The organism is Amycolatopsis sp. Poz14, from assembly GCF_006704225.1.
In the GTDB taxonomy this organism is placed as follows: domain Bacteria; phylum Actinomycetota; class Actinomycetes; order Mycobacteriales; family Pseudonocardiaceae; genus Amycolatopsis; species Amycolatopsis nivea.
In genome coordinates this window covers 2,719,930-2,735,624 of sequence record NZ_JACLHD010000001.1, presented here as the reverse complement: position 1 = coordinate 2,735,624, position 15,695 = coordinate 2,719,930, and the positions used below count along the sequence as shown (strand labels likewise).

General features: G+C 70.1%; 18 protein-coding genes. 11 read left to right on the top strand and 7 right to left on the bottom strand.

Annotated elements, in window-relative coordinates:
• Window positions 1-321 precede the first annotated feature (321 nt).
• The 5 genes from FKO37_RS13565 to FKO37_RS13545 all read left to right on the top strand — a co-directional run bounded on the left by FKO37_RS13565 (window position 322) and on the right by FKO37_RS13545 (window position 3,946).
• Window positions 322-1,113, top strand: coding sequence for an SDR family oxidoreductase (locus FKO37_RS13565; protein WP_238604542.1), 792 nt, complete (start codon window positions 322-324; stop codon window positions 1,111-1,113).
• Window positions 1,114-1,166: 53 nt separating this feature from the next.
• Window positions 1,167-2,057, top strand: a complete 891-nt coding sequence (locus FKO37_RS13560; protein ID WP_238604541.1) for a helix-turn-helix domain-containing protein — start codon at window positions 1,167-1,169, stop codon at window positions 2,055-2,057.
• A 101-nt stretch (window positions 2,058-2,158) separates the two neighbouring features.
• A complete protein-coding gene (locus FKO37_RS13555) occupies window positions 2,159-2,866 on the top strand; it encodes an RraA family protein (RefSeq protein ID WP_238604540.1) in 708 nt (235 codons plus the stop codon).
• The gene (locus FKO37_RS13550) at window positions 2,856-3,557 is read left to right on the top strand and encodes an SDR family oxidoreductase (protein ID WP_238604539.1); all 702 of its coding nucleotides are present in this window, start codon (window positions 2,856-2,858) and stop codon (window positions 3,555-3,557) included. Before FKO37_RS13555 ends, FKO37_RS13550 begins: the two co-directional genes overlap by 11 nt.
• Window positions 3,554-3,946 (top strand): NUDIX hydrolase, encoded by a 393-nt coding sequence (locus FKO37_RS13545; RefSeq protein ID WP_037815153.1) that lies wholly within the window; start codon window positions 3,554-3,556, stop codon window positions 3,944-3,946. The genes FKO37_RS13550 and FKO37_RS13545 overlap by 4 nt, the downstream gene beginning before the upstream one ends.
• On the opposite strand, the gene FKO37_RS13540 is transcribed toward FKO37_RS13545, so the two are convergent.
• The 5 genes from FKO37_RS13540 to pucL all read right to left on the bottom strand — a co-directional run bounded on the left by FKO37_RS13540 (window position 3,924) and on the right by pucL (window position 8,432).
• Window positions 3,924-5,024 carry a glycerate kinase gene (locus FKO37_RS13540; RefSeq protein ID WP_238604538.1) on the bottom strand — a complete coding sequence of 367 codons (1,101 nt, stop codon included), beginning with the start codon at window positions 5,022-5,024 and terminating at the stop codon, window positions 3,924-3,926. The genes FKO37_RS13545 and FKO37_RS13540 overlap by 23 nt on opposite strands.
• Window positions 5,021-5,398: a gamma-glutamylcyclotransferase gene (locus FKO37_RS13535; RefSeq protein WP_009082380.1), complete on the bottom strand. Its 378-nt coding sequence runs from the start codon at window positions 5,396-5,398 to the stop codon at window positions 5,021-5,023. The genes FKO37_RS13540 and FKO37_RS13535 overlap by 4 nt, the downstream gene beginning before the upstream one ends.
• Window positions 5,399-5,414: 16 nt before the next feature.
• The gene (locus tag FKO37_RS13530; RefSeq protein WP_238604537.1) at window positions 5,415-6,857 is read right to left on the bottom strand and encodes an NCS2 family permease; all 1,443 of its coding nucleotides are present in this window, start codon (window positions 6,855-6,857) and stop codon (window positions 5,415-5,417) included.
• A 175-nt stretch (window positions 6,858-7,032) separates the two neighbouring features.
• The gene (locus FKO37_RS13525) at window positions 7,033-7,521 is read right to left on the bottom strand and encodes a nucleoside deaminase (RefSeq protein ID WP_037815160.1); all 489 of its coding nucleotides are present in this window, start codon (window positions 7,519-7,521) and stop codon (window positions 7,033-7,035) included.
• Window positions 7,522-7,559: 38 nt separating this feature from the next.
• On the bottom strand, window positions 7,560-8,432 hold the full coding sequence (pucL, locus tag FKO37_RS13520; RefSeq protein WP_037815161.1) for a factor-independent urate hydroxylase: 873 nt from the start codon (window positions 8,430-8,432) through the stop codon (window positions 7,560-7,562).
• Window positions 8,433-8,593: 161 nt separating this feature from the next.
• Here pucL and FKO37_RS13515 point away from each other — a divergent pair, with 161 nt between their 5' ends.
• The 5 genes from FKO37_RS13515 to FKO37_RS13495 all read left to right on the top strand — a co-directional run bounded on the left by FKO37_RS13515 (window position 8,594) and on the right by FKO37_RS13495 (window position 13,486).
• Window positions 8,594-10,114 (top strand): PucR family transcriptional regulator, encoded by a 1,521-nt coding sequence (locus FKO37_RS13515; RefSeq protein ID WP_134729871.1) that lies wholly within the window; start codon window positions 8,594-8,596, stop codon window positions 10,112-10,114.
• Between the two features lie 180 nt (window positions 10,115-10,294).
• Window positions 10,295-10,594: a YciI family protein gene (locus FKO37_RS13510; protein WP_037815164.1), complete on the top strand. Its 300-nt coding sequence runs from the start codon at window positions 10,295-10,297 to the stop codon at window positions 10,592-10,594.
• Between the two features lie 140 nt (window positions 10,595-10,734).
• Entirely contained in the window at window positions 10,735-11,604 is an 870-nt protein-coding gene (folP, locus tag FKO37_RS13505) for a dihydropteroate synthase (protein WP_037815165.1), read from the top strand.
• A complete protein-coding gene (locus FKO37_RS13500; protein WP_238604536.1) occupies window positions 11,604-12,416 on the top strand; it encodes a pyrimidine reductase family protein in 813 nt (270 codons plus the stop codon). Before folP ends, FKO37_RS13500 begins: the two co-directional genes overlap by 1 nt.
• Before the next feature lie 14 nt (window positions 12,417-12,430).
• On the top strand, window positions 12,431-13,486 hold the full coding sequence (locus FKO37_RS13495; protein WP_238604535.1) for an amidohydrolase family protein: 1,056 nt from the start codon (window positions 12,431-12,433) through the stop codon (window positions 13,484-13,486).
• Here FKO37_RS13495 and FKO37_RS13490 read toward each other — a convergent pair.
• Together FKO37_RS13490 and FKO37_RS13485 are read right to left on the bottom strand one after the other, a co-directional pair.
• Window positions 13,483-13,986 (bottom strand): GNAT family N-acetyltransferase, encoded by a 504-nt coding sequence (locus FKO37_RS13490; RefSeq protein ID WP_238604534.1) that lies wholly within the window; start codon window positions 13,984-13,986, stop codon window positions 13,483-13,485. The two genes, FKO37_RS13495 and FKO37_RS13490, sit on opposite strands and share 4 nt — an antisense overlap.
• On the bottom strand, window positions 13,967-14,722 hold the full coding sequence (locus tag FKO37_RS13485; RefSeq protein WP_037815170.1) for a hypothetical protein: 756 nt from the start codon (window positions 14,720-14,722) through the stop codon (window positions 13,967-13,969). The genes FKO37_RS13490 and FKO37_RS13485 overlap by 20 nt, the downstream gene beginning before the upstream one ends.
• Window positions 14,723-14,815: 93 nt before the next feature.
• Here FKO37_RS13485 and FKO37_RS13480 point away from each other — a divergent pair, with 93 nt between their 5' ends.
• Window positions 14,816-15,634 (top strand): response regulator transcription factor, encoded by an 819-nt coding sequence (locus tag FKO37_RS13480; protein ID WP_037815172.1) that lies wholly within the window; start codon window positions 14,816-14,818, stop codon window positions 15,632-15,634.
• The last annotated feature ends 61 nt before the right edge of the window (window positions 15,635-15,695 follow it).

The following is a 15,695-nucleotide window of genomic DNA, read 5'->3' as shown; positions in this document are numbered from 1 at the left end:
ACTCACACGTTCGGGCTACCGGGACGGAATTATGCGTGCGGAAAGTGAAGAAACCCTGGCCGAGAACGTCGCCTACCCGGGAATTCACCAGGACTTCAACCAAAGAACGGAAGAAGCCGGACATAGCCGCCAAAGCGTGTGGTAATGACTGCCCGATTCGCCGGAAATGAACACTCTCAAGCCATGTCCGGATCATTCGGAATGTCCGGTGCCAGGCAAGGGGAGGTCTCGCAGTGCCGGTCTCGCCAGGGTCTCCCGGACGTCCAGAAATCCCGTCAGCCTGTGTCCGTACCTGCTTCCCCAGCAAAGGAACGAAGACCCATGGCGGACACTCACTCAGACCTGTTCGACCTGAGCGGGAAATGCGCACTCGTCACTGGCGGCACCAGAGGCATCGGGATGATGATCGCGCGCGGCCTCCTGCAAGCAGGCGCTCGCGTCATTGTCAGCTCACGCACAGCAGACGCATGCGCCGAGGCAGAGCGCCAACTGTCCGAATTCGGCGACGTCCAAGCCATTCCCGCCGACCTGTCCAAGCACAACGAGTGCCAGCGCCTCGCCGACCTGGTCACCGCCGGCTCGGACCGCCTGGACATCCTCGTCAACAACGCGGGAGCGATGCGACGCGAGCCGCTGGAGACATTCCCGACCGAAGCCTGGGACGCCGTCCTCGACCTCAACCTCAAATCGCCGTTCTGGCTGGTCCAGGCCCTGCTCCCGGCACTGCGCAAGGCAGGCGCCGCCGACGATCCCGCCCGGATCATCAACATCGGCAGCATCGCCGCCATCCACGTCGCCGAGGCGCCCAACTACTCCTACGCCAGCAGCAAAGCAGCACTCCACCAACTCACCAGGGTGCTCGCCAGGGAACTGGGACCACAACACATCACGGTGAACGCGGTAGCCCCCGGCGTGTTCCCGTCACAGATGATGGCGGCCACCATCGACGCCATCGGCGACACGATCGCGGCGAAAGCACCGCTGCGCCGGCTCGGCCGCGACGACGACATGGCAGGCGTCGCCGTGTTCCTCGCCAGCCGAGCCGGGTCCTATCTGACCGGCGCCATCGTCCCGGTCGACGGCGGCACCGCCACCACCGCCTCGGGCACCTAACGGGGTACTGGCAGGGCCTCCCTTCGGCTGCGGGCAGGGCTTACCGTGAAAGGGTGGCCATGATCGATCTGCGCAGCGAGATCAAGGAGTTTCTGAGCTCGCGTCGTGCGCGCATCACACCTGAGCGGGCCGGGCTGCCCGCCTACGGCGGCAACCGCCGGGTCAAAGGCCTGCGCCGCGAAGAGGTCGCGCTGCTGGCCGGGGTCTCGGTCGACTACTACGTGCGCATGGAGCGCGGCAGCCTCGCCGGGGCCTCCGACGGCGTGCTCGACGCGGTGTCCTCGGCCCTGCAGCTCGACGAGGCCGAGCGCGACCACCTGTTCCACCTCGCGCGGCAGTCCAAGACACCGGGCGGTGCCCGCCGTCGGCGGCCAGCCGTGACGGTGCGTCCGGCGCTTCAGCAAGTGCTCGCCGCCGTCACCGACGCCCCGGCGTGGATCTGCAACGGCCGCTACGACGTCCTCGCCACGAATCGCCTTGCCCGCGCGCTGTATGCGCCGGTGCTGGCCGACCCGCGACGACCGGCGAACACCGCGCGGTTCGTGTACCTGGATCCCGACGCGGCGAGCACGTTCTTCGTCGACTACGACCGGGTCGCCCGTGACGTGGCCGCGAAACTGCGCATGGAAGCGGGCCGCAACCCGCACGACGACGAGCTGATCGCCCTGGTCGGAGAACTATCGACACGCAGCGAACTGTTCCGGCAGCGGTGGGCCTCCCAGGACGTCCGGCTCCACCGGTCCGGACGCAAACGCCTGCACCATCCCGTCGTGGGCCGGCTCGACCTCGACGTCGAATCGATGGACCTGCCCACCGACCCCGGCCTGCTCCTCAACATCTACACCGCTCCCGCCGGCACGGCCGCCGCGGACGGCCTGGCCCTCTTGGCGTCGTGGGCGGCCGACCAGGAGGAGCTGGCGACCGAGACTCCTGCGCTCAGCTGATCTGCCCGGCTCCCCGCTCCGCCAAGCCAGCGCCGAAAACCCGGCACCCCGCAGCGCGGATTCCCGCTAGCGTGAAAGCAATTCGCACGAAGGGCGGGAGCATGAACCACACCGAACTCACCGAACGTTTCGCCACCCTGACCACCGCCCACCTGGCCGACGGCTGCTTGCGAGCCCGCCTGACCGTGCGGTGCGCCCCAGCCGGGACCAGGTCCGTTATCCCAGGCCAGAAGCTCTCCGGGCGAGTCCTGCCAGCCAGGCACGCGGGCAGCGTCGACGTCTTCCTGGAAGCGATCACCGCCGCCAGCCCCGGCGACGTCCTGGTGGCCGACAACCGGGGCCGGCTGGACGAGAGCTGCGTCGGCGATCTCATCACCGCCGAAGTCGCGGCGGCCGGACTCAGCGGGATCGTCATCTGGGGGCTGCACCGCGACACCGCCGAACTCCGCGAAATCGGCCTCCCGGTATTCAGTCTCGGCTCCCTCTCCACCGGACCCCTGCACCTCAACGACCGCGCCGCGAACGCCCTCGAATCCGCCACTGTCGGCGAATGGACCGTGACCAACGACGACCTGGTCTTCGGCGACGACGACGGCGTTCTCTTCGTCCCAGCCGCCCAAGCCGAAGAGGTCTTCCGGCTGGCCGAATCCATCCGCGAAACCGAACACCGGCAAGCCGCGAAGATCCGCGACGGCGTCCCCCTCCGCGAACAGGTCCGGTTCAGCGAATTCCTGTCCCGCCGGGAAACCGACCCGTCCTACACTTTCCGCCAGCACCTCCGCGCGAAAGACGGCGCCATTGAAGAATAAGAAAACCGCCCTGGTCACCGGAGTCGGCAGGAAAGCCGGAATAGGCGCCGCGATCGCGACCCGGCTGCAGGAAGACAGCTGGCATGTCGTCACCACCTACTGGTCCGACTACGACCGCCGAATGCCATGGGGCGCCGACGAAACCGTCCAGGGCATCGAAGCCGACCTAGCCGACCCGGAAACCCCGGCGAGGCTGTTCGACCAGATCGACGACGACGTCCAAGCTCTGGTGCTAGCCCACTGCGAGTCCGTGGATTCCAGCCTGCTCGACACCACAGTGGACAGTTTCGACCGGCACTTCGCGGTGAACGCCCGCGCGAGCTGGCTGCTGATCCGGGAGTTCGCCCAACGCTACCGCGGACCGCACGGCGCGGGCCGGATCGTCACGCTGACCAGCGACCACGTGGTGCACAACCTGCCGTACGGGGCAAGCAAAGGCGCGCTCGACCGGATCACTCTCGCCGCGGCTGGGGAACTCGGCCATCTCGGCATCACAGCGAACGCGGTGAACCCCGGCCCGACCGACACCGGCTGGATCCCCGAAGCCCACCGCGAAGCGTTCGCACAACACAATCCCCTGGGCCGGATCGGCACCCCACGCGACTGCGCGAGTCTCGTCGCGTTCCTCTGCGGCCCGGAAGGCGGCTGGGTGAACGGTCAGGTCCTCGTATCCAACGGAGGTGCGCCGTGAACGACAAACATCTCGCCTACGTCCTGCTCCCCCGCGGCGAAACCGTGCTCCTGATCCGCCGCGCCCCAGGCACTTTCCTCGGCGGGCACTGGGAATTCCCGGGCGGCACCGTCGAGCCCGGCGAAGCCCCGGAGGCCACCGCGGTACGGGAAGTCGCCGAGGAAACCGGACTGCGAATACGGCTCGCGCGCGAACGGGCCCGCCAATCCTGGCCGGACCGCACCGGCAAACCGTTCACCGTGCACGCCGCCTACTACGACGCGCATCCGGAATTCCTCGGCGACCTTCAGCTCAACCCGGCCGAACACGACGACCACCGCTGGCTGACCCCCGCGGACGCGGCCGGACTCCCCCTGTCCGACCACGTCAGGCAGGTATTGCTCGGCTGAAATCCCGAGCCAGCTGCGCCGCCCGGTCCCGCAGCAACGACCGGGCCTCGGCGACGCACCGGTACTCGTCCGGCTCCACGTCGGTCAGCGCGTACACCCCGGCGAAGCCCGCTTCCCGCCATTCCGGCGCGGACAGCAGACATCGCCCGGCCAACGCGACAACCGGCGTGCCGCCCGCTGCACGGAGAACGCCCACCGGCGCTTTTCCGTGCAGCGACTGGGTATCCAGCGAGCCCTCGCCGGTGATGACGAGCCGGGCGTCGCGGGCCGCGGCCGGGAAACCCAGCAGCTCCAACAGCAACTCGATCCCGGGCCGAATGCGAGCGCCGAGTCCGGTGAGCACACCGAACCCGACGCCGCCTGCCGCGCCAGCGCCCGGGGTGGTGGCGTGCGCGGAGCCCACAACTTCGGCCCATCGAGCGAGTCCGCGTTCCAGCACCGCGATCTCGGACGGACCGGCGCCCTTCTGCGGCCCGTACACCGCGGCGGCGCCATCCACACCCAGCAACGGGTTATCCACATCGGACGCCAGAACAATGTCCACTTCGGGCAGTCCGGACAGATCCACTGTGGACAACTCGGTCAACGCGGCGCCGCCCGGCGGAAGCGGCGTGCCGGAAGCGTCGAGCAATCGCGCGCCCAACGCGGTCAGCAATCCGGCTCCGCCATCGGTGCAGGCACTGCCGCCGACCCCGAGCACGATCTGCGTCGCCCCGGCGGCACGGGCGGCCGCGATCAGCTCGCCCGTGCCGTAGCTCGACGCGGTCAGCGGTTCCAGCCGGCCGCCGGGCAGCCGGTGGAGGCCGGACGCTTCCGCCAGCTCGACCACGGCGACCGTCCCGCGCAGCGCGTAGTACGCGGTGATCCGGCGGCCGGTCGGCCCGGAAACCCGCACCGGAATCCGCTGGAACCCGGCGGCGACAGCGGCGGCGACTGTCCCGTCGCCGCCGTCCGCCACCGGCAGCTGCCGCACCGGCTCGCCCGGCGCGACCTCGGCGAACGCCGCGGCCACCACCTCCGCGACCTCCGCCGCGGTGAGCGAGCCCTTGAACTTGTCCGGGGCGACCAGAACCGTCACGCCGCGGCCTTGAACGCTCGCCAGTCGCCGATTTCCGTGATGTCCCGCAGCTGCACGTGCGAGGTCTGCGGCCGCCGCAGCAGCATCGCGAACGCCGAACTGCCGTCGGCCAGTTCGATCACGCCCAGCTCCAGTTCCGGCGGTTCGGACGGGAGCACGCGGTCGCGCAGCTGGTCCAGCGTGAGGTCGTACACCTCGCCGGAGATCGCCGCGCCGCCGTGCGCTACCGGGACCAGCGCCGGGCATTGCCCGCCTACCGAATAGAACCGGTACTTCGCGGCCGTGGTCGTTTCGGCCACCAGCGGAGCGCCGTCGAGCAGATGGTGCAGAGGTTCGCCGCGCATCGCGCCGCCGTTGAGGAACATCAGAGGCATGGTGGTCCCTTTCTCGTTAGAGGATCGCCTTCACCACGTCGATTCCGAAATAGACGGTGAACACGAGCGCGAGCATGGTGAGGATCCACCCTGCTTCACGCCACTTCCCGCGGAAGGTCTTGATCAGCACGAACGCGATGAGGCCCGCGCCGACGCCGTTGGTGATGGAGTAGGTGAACGGAATGAGCGCCACGGTCAGGAACACCGGGATCGTGTAATCCGGGTCGTGCCACGGGATGTTGCGGCACTGCGCCACCATCATCCCGCCGATCACCACGAGCGCGGGCGCGGCGGCCTGCGCCGGCACGATGCCCGCGATCGGCGTGAACAGCAGCGTCGCCCCGAACAGCAGTCCGGTCACGACACTCGCCAGCCCGGTCCGCGCGCCCTCCCCGACGCCGGCCGCGGACTCCAGGAACACGGTGTTCGGCGACGAGCCGGACATCCCGCCCGCGATCGCCCCGGCCCCGTCCACGAACAGGATCCGGCCCATCCGCGGCACCCGGCCGTTCTTCGACAGCCCGGCCTCGGCCGACACGCTGGTAATCGTGCCCATCGCGTCGAAGAACCCGGACAGCACCAGGGTGAACAGGAAGATCGTCGCGGTCAGCGCACCCGCCTTGGCGAATCCGCCGAACAAATCGACGTGCCCTAGCAGTCCGAAATCGGGAGCGGCGACCACGGAATGCGGCAGCGTCGGAGTCGTCAAACCCCATTCGCCGACCCCGAATCCGTCGTGCAGCACCACCGCGAGCACGGTGGCGGCGGCGATGCTGATCAGCACCGCGCCGGGCACCTTCCGCGACATCAGCACGGTCATCAGCAGCAGGCCGAAGCAGAACACCGCGATCGGCCAGCCGTCGAGATGCCCGTCGAGCCCGAGCCGCACCGGGACGGTCGAATGCGCCGCGTCCGGGGTCCGCGTGACGAACCCGGCGCTCACCAGACCGACCAGCGCGATGTACAAGCCGATGCCGACGGTGATCGCGGTTTTCAGCGGCCCGGGAATCGCGTTCATGATGCGTTCCCGGACCCCGCTGACCGCCATCAGCACAATGCAGACGCCTTCGAGCACTACCAGCCCGAACGCCTGCGCCCACGTCATCGCAGGCGCCATCTGGAACGCGACGATGCCGTTGATGCCGAGACCGGCGGCGAGCGCGAGCGGCGCGTTGCCGACGAGTCCCATGAGGACAGTCATCACGGCGGCGGCCAGCGCGGTCGCCGTCGTCACTTGCGCGGCGCTGAGTTTCGCGCCGGTGATGTCGGCGGAGGCGCCGAGGATGAGCGGGTTGAGCAAAACGATGTAGGCCATCGCGACGAACGTGGTCACGCCGCCGCGTACTTCCCGGCCTACGCTGGTGTCGCGAGCGCGTATTTCGAATAGTCGCTCCACAATGGACTTGCGCTGTGGTCCGGGAGCCGAGGTCACCGCTTCGTCGAGGCGTACCTGGGTCATGCGTCCTCCCCTTGCCGGTGGGTGTGCCGCACCGCACCCCTGGCATACGCACGGGGCGGGACGGCGGGACGTTTGCGTTTTTCTGGTGCTCCGGTCAGCACCGGGAGGGTGGCCCGGTGGGGTGGGGCGGGGAACGCTGAAGCCGATTCTGACCGGCATCAGCACTCGCCGAGGCTCAGTACTCGATCCGGTCGGACCGGTTGAGCCAGGCGGAGAACGGGGCGAAAGCCTCCGGAGTGGACACTCGCGAAACCGGGGTCTGCCACGTTTCGCGCGGATTCTCGAACAGCTCGTAGAAAGCCCGGTCGTCGAACCCGGCGCGGGCGGCGTCGTCGCGGTCGGCGGTGTACAGCACGCGGTCCACGCGCGCCCACAGCGACGAGGCGAGGCACATCGGGCACGGCTCGCACGAGGAGACGAGCACGCAGCCGGCGAGGCTGAACGTGCCGAGCGCCTGGCAGGCCGCGCGGATCGCGACCACCTCGGCGTGCGCGGTCGGGTCGAGCGACGGGGTGACGCGGTTGACGCCGGTCGCGACGATTTCGCCGTCCTTCACCACGAGCGCGCCGAACGGGCCGCCGCCGTCGGCGACGTTCTTCTCGGCGATCCGCACGCATTCGGCGAGCCAGGCGCGTTCGACGTCGGCATCGATGGACACGGTCATGACAGTACTGCTCCCAACAGCTCGGGTTTCGGGTTTGCTCAGGACCAGGCCGGACCGGCGGGCGGGGCGTCGTCGCGCAGGACGGTGCCCTCGATCAGGCCGTAGGGCCGGTCGGCGGCGTAGAACACCTCGCCGGGGTTGTCGAGGCCGAACGGCTCGAGGTCGACGAGGAAGTGGTGCTTGTTCGGCAGCGAGAACCGGATCTCCGCGATCTCCGGGACGGCCTCCAGCACCGCCTGCCCCATCGCGTACAGCGTCTGCTGCAGGGACTGGCTGTGCGTGCCGCCGAACGCGTCGAGCAGGGTGGCGAGCGCGGTCTCGTGCGCGTGCGTCCAGTCGGTCTCCTCGACCGAGTACCGCCAGGTCGCGGACACCGCGGTGGCCAGGATCCGGTCCTTGACCTCGACCAGCGTGGTGTATTCGTCGCGCGGGAAGCCCCAGAATTCGGATCCGGTGGAGTTGAGCACGGTCAGGTCCTCGACCCCGCCGAGCACCCAGGCCCGCTCGCCGTCGTAGGTGACGCGCGTGGTGCGGGTGCCCGCCCCGGACCGGGCGAACGAGTGATGCGCCGGCCGTCCGCCGACCTGCAGCCGCTCCCACGGGTGAGCCACGATCCCGACCCGGGCGGCGTGGATGCTCTCCTGCGTGGACACGAAATGCCGGGCCAGCCGCAGCGCGAAGTCCTCGATCTCGCCGATGCCGTCGCGGGCGAAGGCGAAGACGGTGTTCTTCTGCGTGTCGGTGGCCAGCACCTTGTCGTTGGCCCCGGTCAGGTGGGTGTCGCTCATGTCGCCCGACAGCGACACGCTCACGGTGAGGTCGGTGATCCGGTGCTCGTCGCCTTCGCGGTCGACGCGGACCAGCCGGTTTTCAGCCTTCCCGTAGCGGTTGTCGCCAAGAACGATCGCCATTGGTCATCCCTTCTCGTTCGCTCGCCGAGTGAGTACACCTGCCGCGGCGTGGCCCGGGCCACGGCAGATCCACCGAAAGCGGCGACGGCGAACGGCCGGTTTTTCGTAGCTTCCGCCAAACCCCTCTGGTGTGCGGTACTGATGGGCGGAAGGAGGCGCGCATGCGGCTGGGTGCACTGCTCGACACCCCGGAGCTGGGGTTGCGGCTGCTGGCGGGCGAGAAGGCGCGCGACCGCGAGTTCGGCCGCGTCTTCCAGGCGACCCTGCAGGATCCGACGCGGTACCTCGACGGCGGCGAGATCGTGCTGTGCGGCATGCGCTGGCTGCCCGGTCCCGCAGACGCGGACGTGTTCGTCGGCAAACTCGCCGCCGCGGGGGTAACCGCGCTCGGGGCGGGCACCGCCGAGGTCGGCGGCCCGGTGCCGGACTATCTCGTGGCCGCCTGCGAGCGCGTCGGCCTGCCGTTGTTCGAGGTGCCGGTGTCGGTTTCGTTCGCGACCGTGGCCGAGCGGGTGATCCTGGGCCTCGCGGCGGAGCGCTCGGCGCCTGCTCGCGATTCGCACCGGCGGCTGGTGGCCGCGGTGACCTCCGGCCACGGGCTGTCCGCGCTGGTCAAGGCCGGTGCGGAGGAGCTGGGCACCGGCTGTCTCGTGCTCAGCGCGACCGGGCAGCAGCTGGCGGGCGGCCCCGAACTGCCCGCCGCGCGCCGCACCGCGCTGGCCCGCCGCTTCCTGCGCGCCGAACGGCTGCCGTGCCAGGACGGTCCGGTCACCCTGCTCGGCGCGGCCGGACGCTCGGGCCACCGGATCGCGAGCTGGTTCCTCGTGGTGGACGGCGATCCGGCGCAGTGGCCGTCCGCGCGCCGGGAGCTGGCGCTGGAACTGGCGGCGCTGGTCGGGCTCGAACGGTCCCGGGTGGACGAGGCCAGGCGGATCGAGAACCGCGCGGCCGAACCGCTGCTCCGGCTGGTGCTCTCCGACGACGCCGCGCCGGGCGAGCTGACCTCCCGGCTGTCCGCCGCCGGGTTCGCGCCGCAGGAACCGGTGACGACGCTGTCCGCCGAGGTCCGCGGCGGCGGGCCGGGCCTCGCGCAGGTGCTGGTGGAGGAGCTGCTTTCGACCACTGGGCAGCCGGTGCTGGTGGCGACCGTCGACGGGGAGACCTTCGGCCTCTGCTCCTCGCGCGACACCGAAACGTTGCGGGAGGCGGTGCACACGATCGAACCCGCCCTCGGGTCCGCGCGGCTGACGCTCGGCCTCAGCCGGGCCGCGGACGCCGCCGGGCTCCGCGCCGGGGTGCAGGAAGCCCGGCACGCGCGCACGCTGGCCGCGCTGACGCCGGGCCGCGCGACGGTGCTGTCCGGCGACGAAGTTGCGTCGCATCTGCTGCTGCTCGCCGCCCTGCCGGAGGACCTGCGGCGGACATTCGGCGAAAAAGTACTGGGACCGGTACTCGCGTACGACGCGGCACACGGTTCCGAATTGATAACGACGCTCAAGGCGTTCCTGGAACATTCGGGATCTTGGACACAGACGTCGGCCACTCTGCACTTGCACGTGAACACCCTGCGATACCGGATCACCCGGATCGGCGAACTCACCGGACGCGATCCGAGCCGCTTCGCCGACCGCGTGGATCTTTATCTGGCGGGCTGCTTCACGCAGAACTGGGGGTGGTCTTGACCATCCGTCCGAAATGTCCTGCGGAAACGCCGGGCCGCGGGATTTTCCGTACCCCGTAACGGAAATCCAAGCAGTACGCTTATCCGTAAAGATTTATTGGGAATACTTGACCATTCGATGAACCAGGACGGCACTCGGGAGGAGGATGCACCATCCGACCGAGCGTCCTACTCTGAGGTCATGTACATCGCATTGCTGTCCTACACAGCCCCTCGAAACGAAGTCGACTACGCACTGGCCGAACACGCCGAGTGGCTGCGAAGCCAGTTCGCGCATGGATTGTTCCTCGTTTCCGGAAAAGGAAACGAGGACGCCGACCAGGTCATCATCTCCCGCCCGTGCCTGCGCGGCAAGCTGGACGCCGTGCTCGCCACCGACCCGCTCGTGCTGCAACGGCTCGCGCATTACCGCGTGATCGAATTCTCCGCCACGCGCACCGCGGGCGAGTTCCTGACCGTCAACGAGGCGCTCGCCTCCTGATCGCACCCGCCAAGCCGATCGACCGAACGCCCGGACGCAGGTGGCCTCCGGACCGCTCCGCCCGCCACCTGCCGGACGTACTCCCGCCGCGAACTCGCCTATGATCACGCGAGATCTTTCGTTCCGGCCCGGGAGACCGCATGCATACGCCCGACCTCGTGTTCCGAGGCCGTCGCCTCACCAGTGACCGCGCCCTGGTGATGGCCATCGTCAACCGCACCCCCGACTCGTTCTACGACAACGGTGCGACCTTCGAAGAAGCCCCCGCGCAAGCGGCCATCCGCCGCGCGCACGCCGAGGGCGCCGACCTGATCGACATCGGCGGCGTGCCCGCCGGAAAGGGCCCCGAGGTCACCGCGGCCGAGGAGATCCGCCGCGTCGTGCCGACCGTCGAGTGGGCCCGCGAGCACTTCCCCGAGCTGGTCATCAGCGTGGACACCTACCGCGCCGAGGTCGCCGACGCCGTCTGCCGCGCGGGCGCGGACCTGGTCAACGACAACTGGGCCGCGATCGAACCGGAGATCCTCGACGTCGCCGCCGAACACGGCGCGGGCTACATCTGCTCGCACACCAACGGTCTCGTGCCGCGCACCGAAGCGCTCCGGCCGGTGTACGACGACGTGGTCGCCGCGGTGGTCGAAGGCACCACCGAACTGGCCGAGCGCGCGCTCGCGGCGGGCGTGCCGCGCGAGGGCATCATGATCGACCCCTGCATCGACTTCGGGAAGAACTCCTACCAGTCGCTCGAACTGCTCCGGCACGTCGACGCGCTGGTCGCCACCGGCTGGCCGGTGCTGATGGCGCTGTCGAACAAGGACGTCATCGGCGAAACGCTGGACCTCCCGGTCGGCGAACGCGTCATCGGCACGCTCGCCGCCACCGCGGTGTCCGCGCTGCACGGCGCGGCGATGTTCCGCGCGCACCAGGTCCGCGAGACGCGGCAGGTCGCGGAGATGGTGGCGAGCATCGTCGGCACCCGGCCGCCGGCGAACGTTGTACGGTCGGTCTGATGCGCGAGATCTTTCCCGGCAACCAAGACCGCACCGAGGCCGACGTCGAGCAGCTCTACGTCTATCCGGACGTGCCGAAATGGCTCGCGGTGAACTTCGTGTCGAGCGCCGACGGTGGCATCACCATCGACGGCCGCTCGGGCGGGCTGTCGACGCCCGCGGATCGGATCGTCTACCGGCTGGGCAACGATCTCGCCGACGTCGTGCTGGTCGGCGCGGGCACCGCACTGGCCGAGGGCTTCGAGGGCCTGCGCCCGGACGAGAAGACCGCGGAGCGGCGGCGCAGGCACGGGCTGGCCCCGATCGCGCCGATCGCCGTGGTCAGCACCGGCCGTTCGCTGCCGCCGGACGCCCCGGTGATCACCAAGGCGCTGGTGCCGACGATCGTCGTCACGAGCGCGGCGACCGATCCGGAACTGCGCGCCGCGTGGGCGTCGGCTGGGGCGGATGTCCTGGTCGCTGGGACAGGCGACCCAACCCTGCACGAGGCCACCGGCGACCCGGCTCTGCACGCGGATCCGGACGACCAGCGCCCGCGCCCCCGGCACGGCGACGTCGACCTGCGGGCCGCGGTGGACGAACTGGCCCGGCGAGGCCTCCGCCGCATCGACTGCGAGGGCGGACCGCACCTGTTCGCGTCGCTGCTGGCCGCGGGCGTCGTGGACGAATTGCGCCTGACCGTCGCGCCGATGCTGATCGCCGGGGACGCCCCGCGCGTCGCGATGGGCGCGGCCATCGACCCGAAGCAGCTCGAACTTCTCTCTGCTCTGGTGGACGACAACTCAGTACTCTTGCGGTATCGCGTCCACTGACCCGGGGAGGGATCGTGGCGAAAACCGCTCTGCGCAACGCGCGCGTCTTCGACGGGCTGGGGCTCACCGAACCGCGCACCGTCGTGATCGACGGGCCGGTGCTGGGCACGGATCCCGCGGGGGCACGGGAAATCGACGTTGCCGGAGCGGCGCTGCTGCCCGGGTTCATCGACGCGCACGTCCACCTGGAGCGGCCGGAGCAGCTGGCCGATCTCGCCGCGTGGGGCGTCACCACCGGGCTGGACATGGCGTGCTGGCCAGCCGAGCGCGTGGCCGCGTTGCGCACCGCGGGCCCGGCGGATTTCCGCAGCGCCGGGCTGCCCCTGATCGGCCCGGACGGCCTGCACGCGACGATCCCGGAAATGCCCGGATCCGCGATCGTCACCACCGCGGAAGCCGCCGTGCAGTTTGTCGAAGCGCGGGTCGCGGAGGGTGTCGACTACGTGAAAGGCGTCGCCGAGGCTCCCGGTGACGGCGGGCCTCCCTCGGAGGCGTTGCAGGCGCTGGTCGATACGGCGCGGAAGCGAGGCTTGGCCGCTGTCGTGCACGCGGCGACCCCAGGCGCGTACCACCTGGCGGTGGCGACCGGCGCGCGATTCGTGACGCATGTGCCGGTGGTCGGCCGCATCGCCGCCGAGGACGTCGCCGCGATGAAGGCCGCCGGGCAGACGGCGATCCCGACGCTCACCATGATGGAAGGCGCGCTCGCGTTCTTCGCCGGCGCCGAGGGCGATCACCTCGCGAACGTGGCCGCGTTGCGCGCAGCCGGAGTCGAAATCCTCGCCGGAACCGACGCCAACGGAGGTTCCGGAGCCCCTGTCGCGGTCGCGCACGGGTCGAGCCTGCACCACGAATTCGAACTGCTGGCCGAAGCCGGGTTGAGCACGGTGGAAATCCTGCGCGCGGCGACTGTCGCTCCGGCACAGGCATTCGGCCTGACCGACCGCGGCGAAATCCGAGCCGGGCTGCGCGCCGACCTGGTCCTCATCGACGGCGATCCGGTGGCCGACCTGTCCGCGACCCGCGCCATCCGCACAGTCTGGTGCGCCGGAACGGAAATCAGCCGCTAACCAAGGTCACGGACATACCGATCCAGCACCGTGCCGTCCTCGACCACCCGACCACTCAGCTCGAACCCGACCCGCCGAGCCACCGCGCCCGAGCTGGCATCCTCCGGCTCCACCTTGATCACCGCCCGCTCAGCGCCCTCGCCGGCCGCGTACCGGACCGCCAGCAGCACCGCTCTCGTGGCGAACCCGCGGCCCCGCCAGGCCGGATACAAGCCGTACGCCACGTTCACCTCGCCCGGCGCGAGATGTTCGCCGGAGAAGCGCAGGTCGACCGTCCCCGCGAGCACGTCGTTCACTCGGATGCCGAACGCCCGCAACGGCCCGCCGGAAGCCCATTCCTCCTGGCAGTGCTGGAAATACTCCCGGGTCCCGGCGAGCGTCCCCGGCCCGCCGTTGAGCCAGCGGATCAGCTCCGGGTCCTCGCCCGCGAAGTGCGCCTCGGCGTCGTCCGGGCGCAGCGGCGACAACGCGAGCTCGCCGTCAAGACCGCTGGACAGCATCGTCGGCTTCCTCGAAAGTCTTTTGCGCCTTGGCCAGGTCGTCGGCCGCCCGGGCAGCGCGTTGCTCCGCCTCGGCGAGCCGTTCCCGCAATTCGGTCACCCGCTCGTCGGCCTGCTCGGCTGTCCGCTCCGCGCGCTGCAGGTTCCGCTCGGCCTCCGCCCGCGCGCGGACCGCTTGCCGCCGTTCCAGGGCGCGGACCCGAGCTTCCTCCTCGGCTTTCCGGTCCTTTTCGGACTGTCGGGTCTTCTTGGCAGGCGCGGGATTCGTCGGCAGGGACAGCCAGCGGTCGGCGTCCTGGCGGGCCTTCGACGTCAGCCGTCCGGCCAGTGCCAGCCGGGCGACGTCGGCGTCCGCGACGATCGCCTCCAGCGTTTCCTCCACCTCGCGTTCGACGGAATCGCTCAAGCCGGTCGCGTCCCGCACGATCCGCTGCACCAGCTCCGCGCGCTGGTGCGCCAGTTCGCGCAGCCGGGAGCCGTCGAGCTGCTCGTGCGCGTCGCGCAGCTTGTCGCCGAGCGACGCCAGCTCGGTCAGCGGAGCGGAACCGTCGCGCGCCAGGCGGTTGACGTACGCCGCGGCCGCGGTCGGCTTGCGCAGCGCGCGGATCCGGCGCGCCAGCTCGACGTCGCCCGCTTCCTTCGCCGCGCGGGCGGCCGCGGTGCGCTCCGCGACGAAGTCGGCCGGTTCACCTGCGTAGAGCCGGTCGGCGACGGTATCGAAATCCGTGGTTGCCACGTGTGCCACCGAACCACACGAGTAGTCCGAACGCGACGCAACGCGTAACGTGGACGTCCACCCAGCAAGGTCGAGTGAAGCGGGACGGTGCCCATGACGCCTCCGGGCCGGCTCGCGCTGACGGCCAGCCCCCTGGTCGCCGGCGCGCTCAAAGCACTGCAGATCGCCACCGAACTGCCGGTCGCGATGGGCGGACCGGTGTCGGCGGCTTCCCGTTCGCATGTCATCGACCAGTTGCGCGGCACCACCACCCGGTCGTTGCAGCACGTCCAGGTGGACACCGGGGCCGGGCTCGGCGGCAAAGCGGTGGCACTGGCCCGGCCGTCGACGGTGGTCGACTACCTCAGCGCACAGGGCATCACGCACAAATACGACCACGCGGTGGAACCCGAACGGCTGCGCGCGATGGTGGCGCTGCCGGTGCGCGTCGGCGAGAGCACGCGCGCGGTGCTGTACGCGGCGTCCCGGGATTCGATCACGTTCGGCGATCGGCTGTTGCACGCGGCGACCGCGGTGGCGACGAGGCTGGGACGCGACATCGAGGTCGAAGAGGAAGTGCAGCGCCGGCTGGCCGCGCCGACGGCTGTCCCCGCGGCTGAACGCGGCGACCTGCACGCCGAACTCACCGCGATCGCCGGGTCGATCCAGGACGAGAGCGCCCGGCAACGACTGCTGGCGGTGTGCGAGCGGCTGCGTCCGGAACTGGACCTGCCGGGCGTCGCGCTGACCCCGCGCGAGGTCGACGTGCTGCGGCTGGTGAGCGAGGGCTGCACGAACGACGAGATCTCCGACCGGCTCGGCTTGCTGCCCAACACGGTCAAGTCGTACCTGAAGCACGCGATGCGGAAGCTGGCTGTGTCCAATCGGGTACAGGCGGTGAACCGGGCGCGCGCCGCTGGGCTGCTTCGCTAGGTCCGCTGGGAGGGCACCCTCCATGTGGGGTGGCTGGATCCGGTCCGGCGAGCGAAAATCA

What these genes read in the sequence shown, in the direction of transcription:
- folP (WP_037815165.1), top strand. Translation starts at nt 10,735, where the DNA reads ATGCATACGCCCGACCTCGTGTTCCGAGGCCGTCGCCTCACCAGTGAC.
- FKO37_RS13535 (WP_009082380.1), bottom strand. Translation starts at nt 5,398, where the DNA reads ATGCCTCTGATGTTCCTCAACGGCGGCGCGATGCGCGGCGAACCTCTG.
- FKO37_RS13565 (WP_238604542.1), top strand. Translation starts at nt 322, where the DNA reads ATGGCGGACACTCACTCAGACCTGTTCGACCTGAGCGGGAAATGCGCA.
- pucL (WP_037815161.1), bottom strand. Translation starts at nt 8,432, where the DNA reads ATGGCGATCGTTCTTGGCGACAACCGCTACGGGAAGGCTGAAAACCGG.
- FKO37_RS13480 (WP_037815172.1), top strand. Translation starts at nt 14,816, where the DNA reads ATGACGCCTCCGGGCCGGCTCGCGCTGACGGCCAGCCCCCTGGTCGCC.
- FKO37_RS13515 (WP_134729871.1), top strand. Translation starts at nt 8,594, where the DNA reads ATGCGGCTGGGTGCACTGCTCGACACCCCGGAGCTGGGGTTGCGGCTG.
- FKO37_RS13490 (WP_238604534.1), bottom strand. Translation starts at nt 13,986, where the DNA reads ATGCTGTCCAGCGGTCTTGACGGCGAGCTCGCGTTGTCGCCGCTGCGC.
- FKO37_RS13555 (WP_238604540.1), top strand. Translation starts at nt 2,159, where the DNA reads ATGAACCACACCGAACTCACCGAACGTTTCGCCACCCTGACCACCGCC.
- FKO37_RS13500 (WP_238604536.1), top strand. Translation starts at nt 11,604, where the DNA reads ATGCGCGAGATCTTTCCCGGCAACCAAGACCGCACCGAGGCCGACGTC.
- FKO37_RS13530 (WP_238604537.1), bottom strand. Translation starts at nt 6,857, where the DNA reads ATGACCCAGGTACGCCTCGACGAAGCGGTGACCTCGGCTCCCGGACCA.
- FKO37_RS13525 (WP_037815160.1), bottom strand. Translation starts at nt 7,521, where the DNA reads ATGACCGTGTCCATCGATGCCGACGTCGAACGCGCCTGGCTCGCCGAA.
- FKO37_RS13510 (WP_037815164.1), top strand. Translation starts at nt 10,295, where the DNA reads ATGTACATCGCATTGCTGTCCTACACAGCCCCTCGAAACGAAGTCGAC.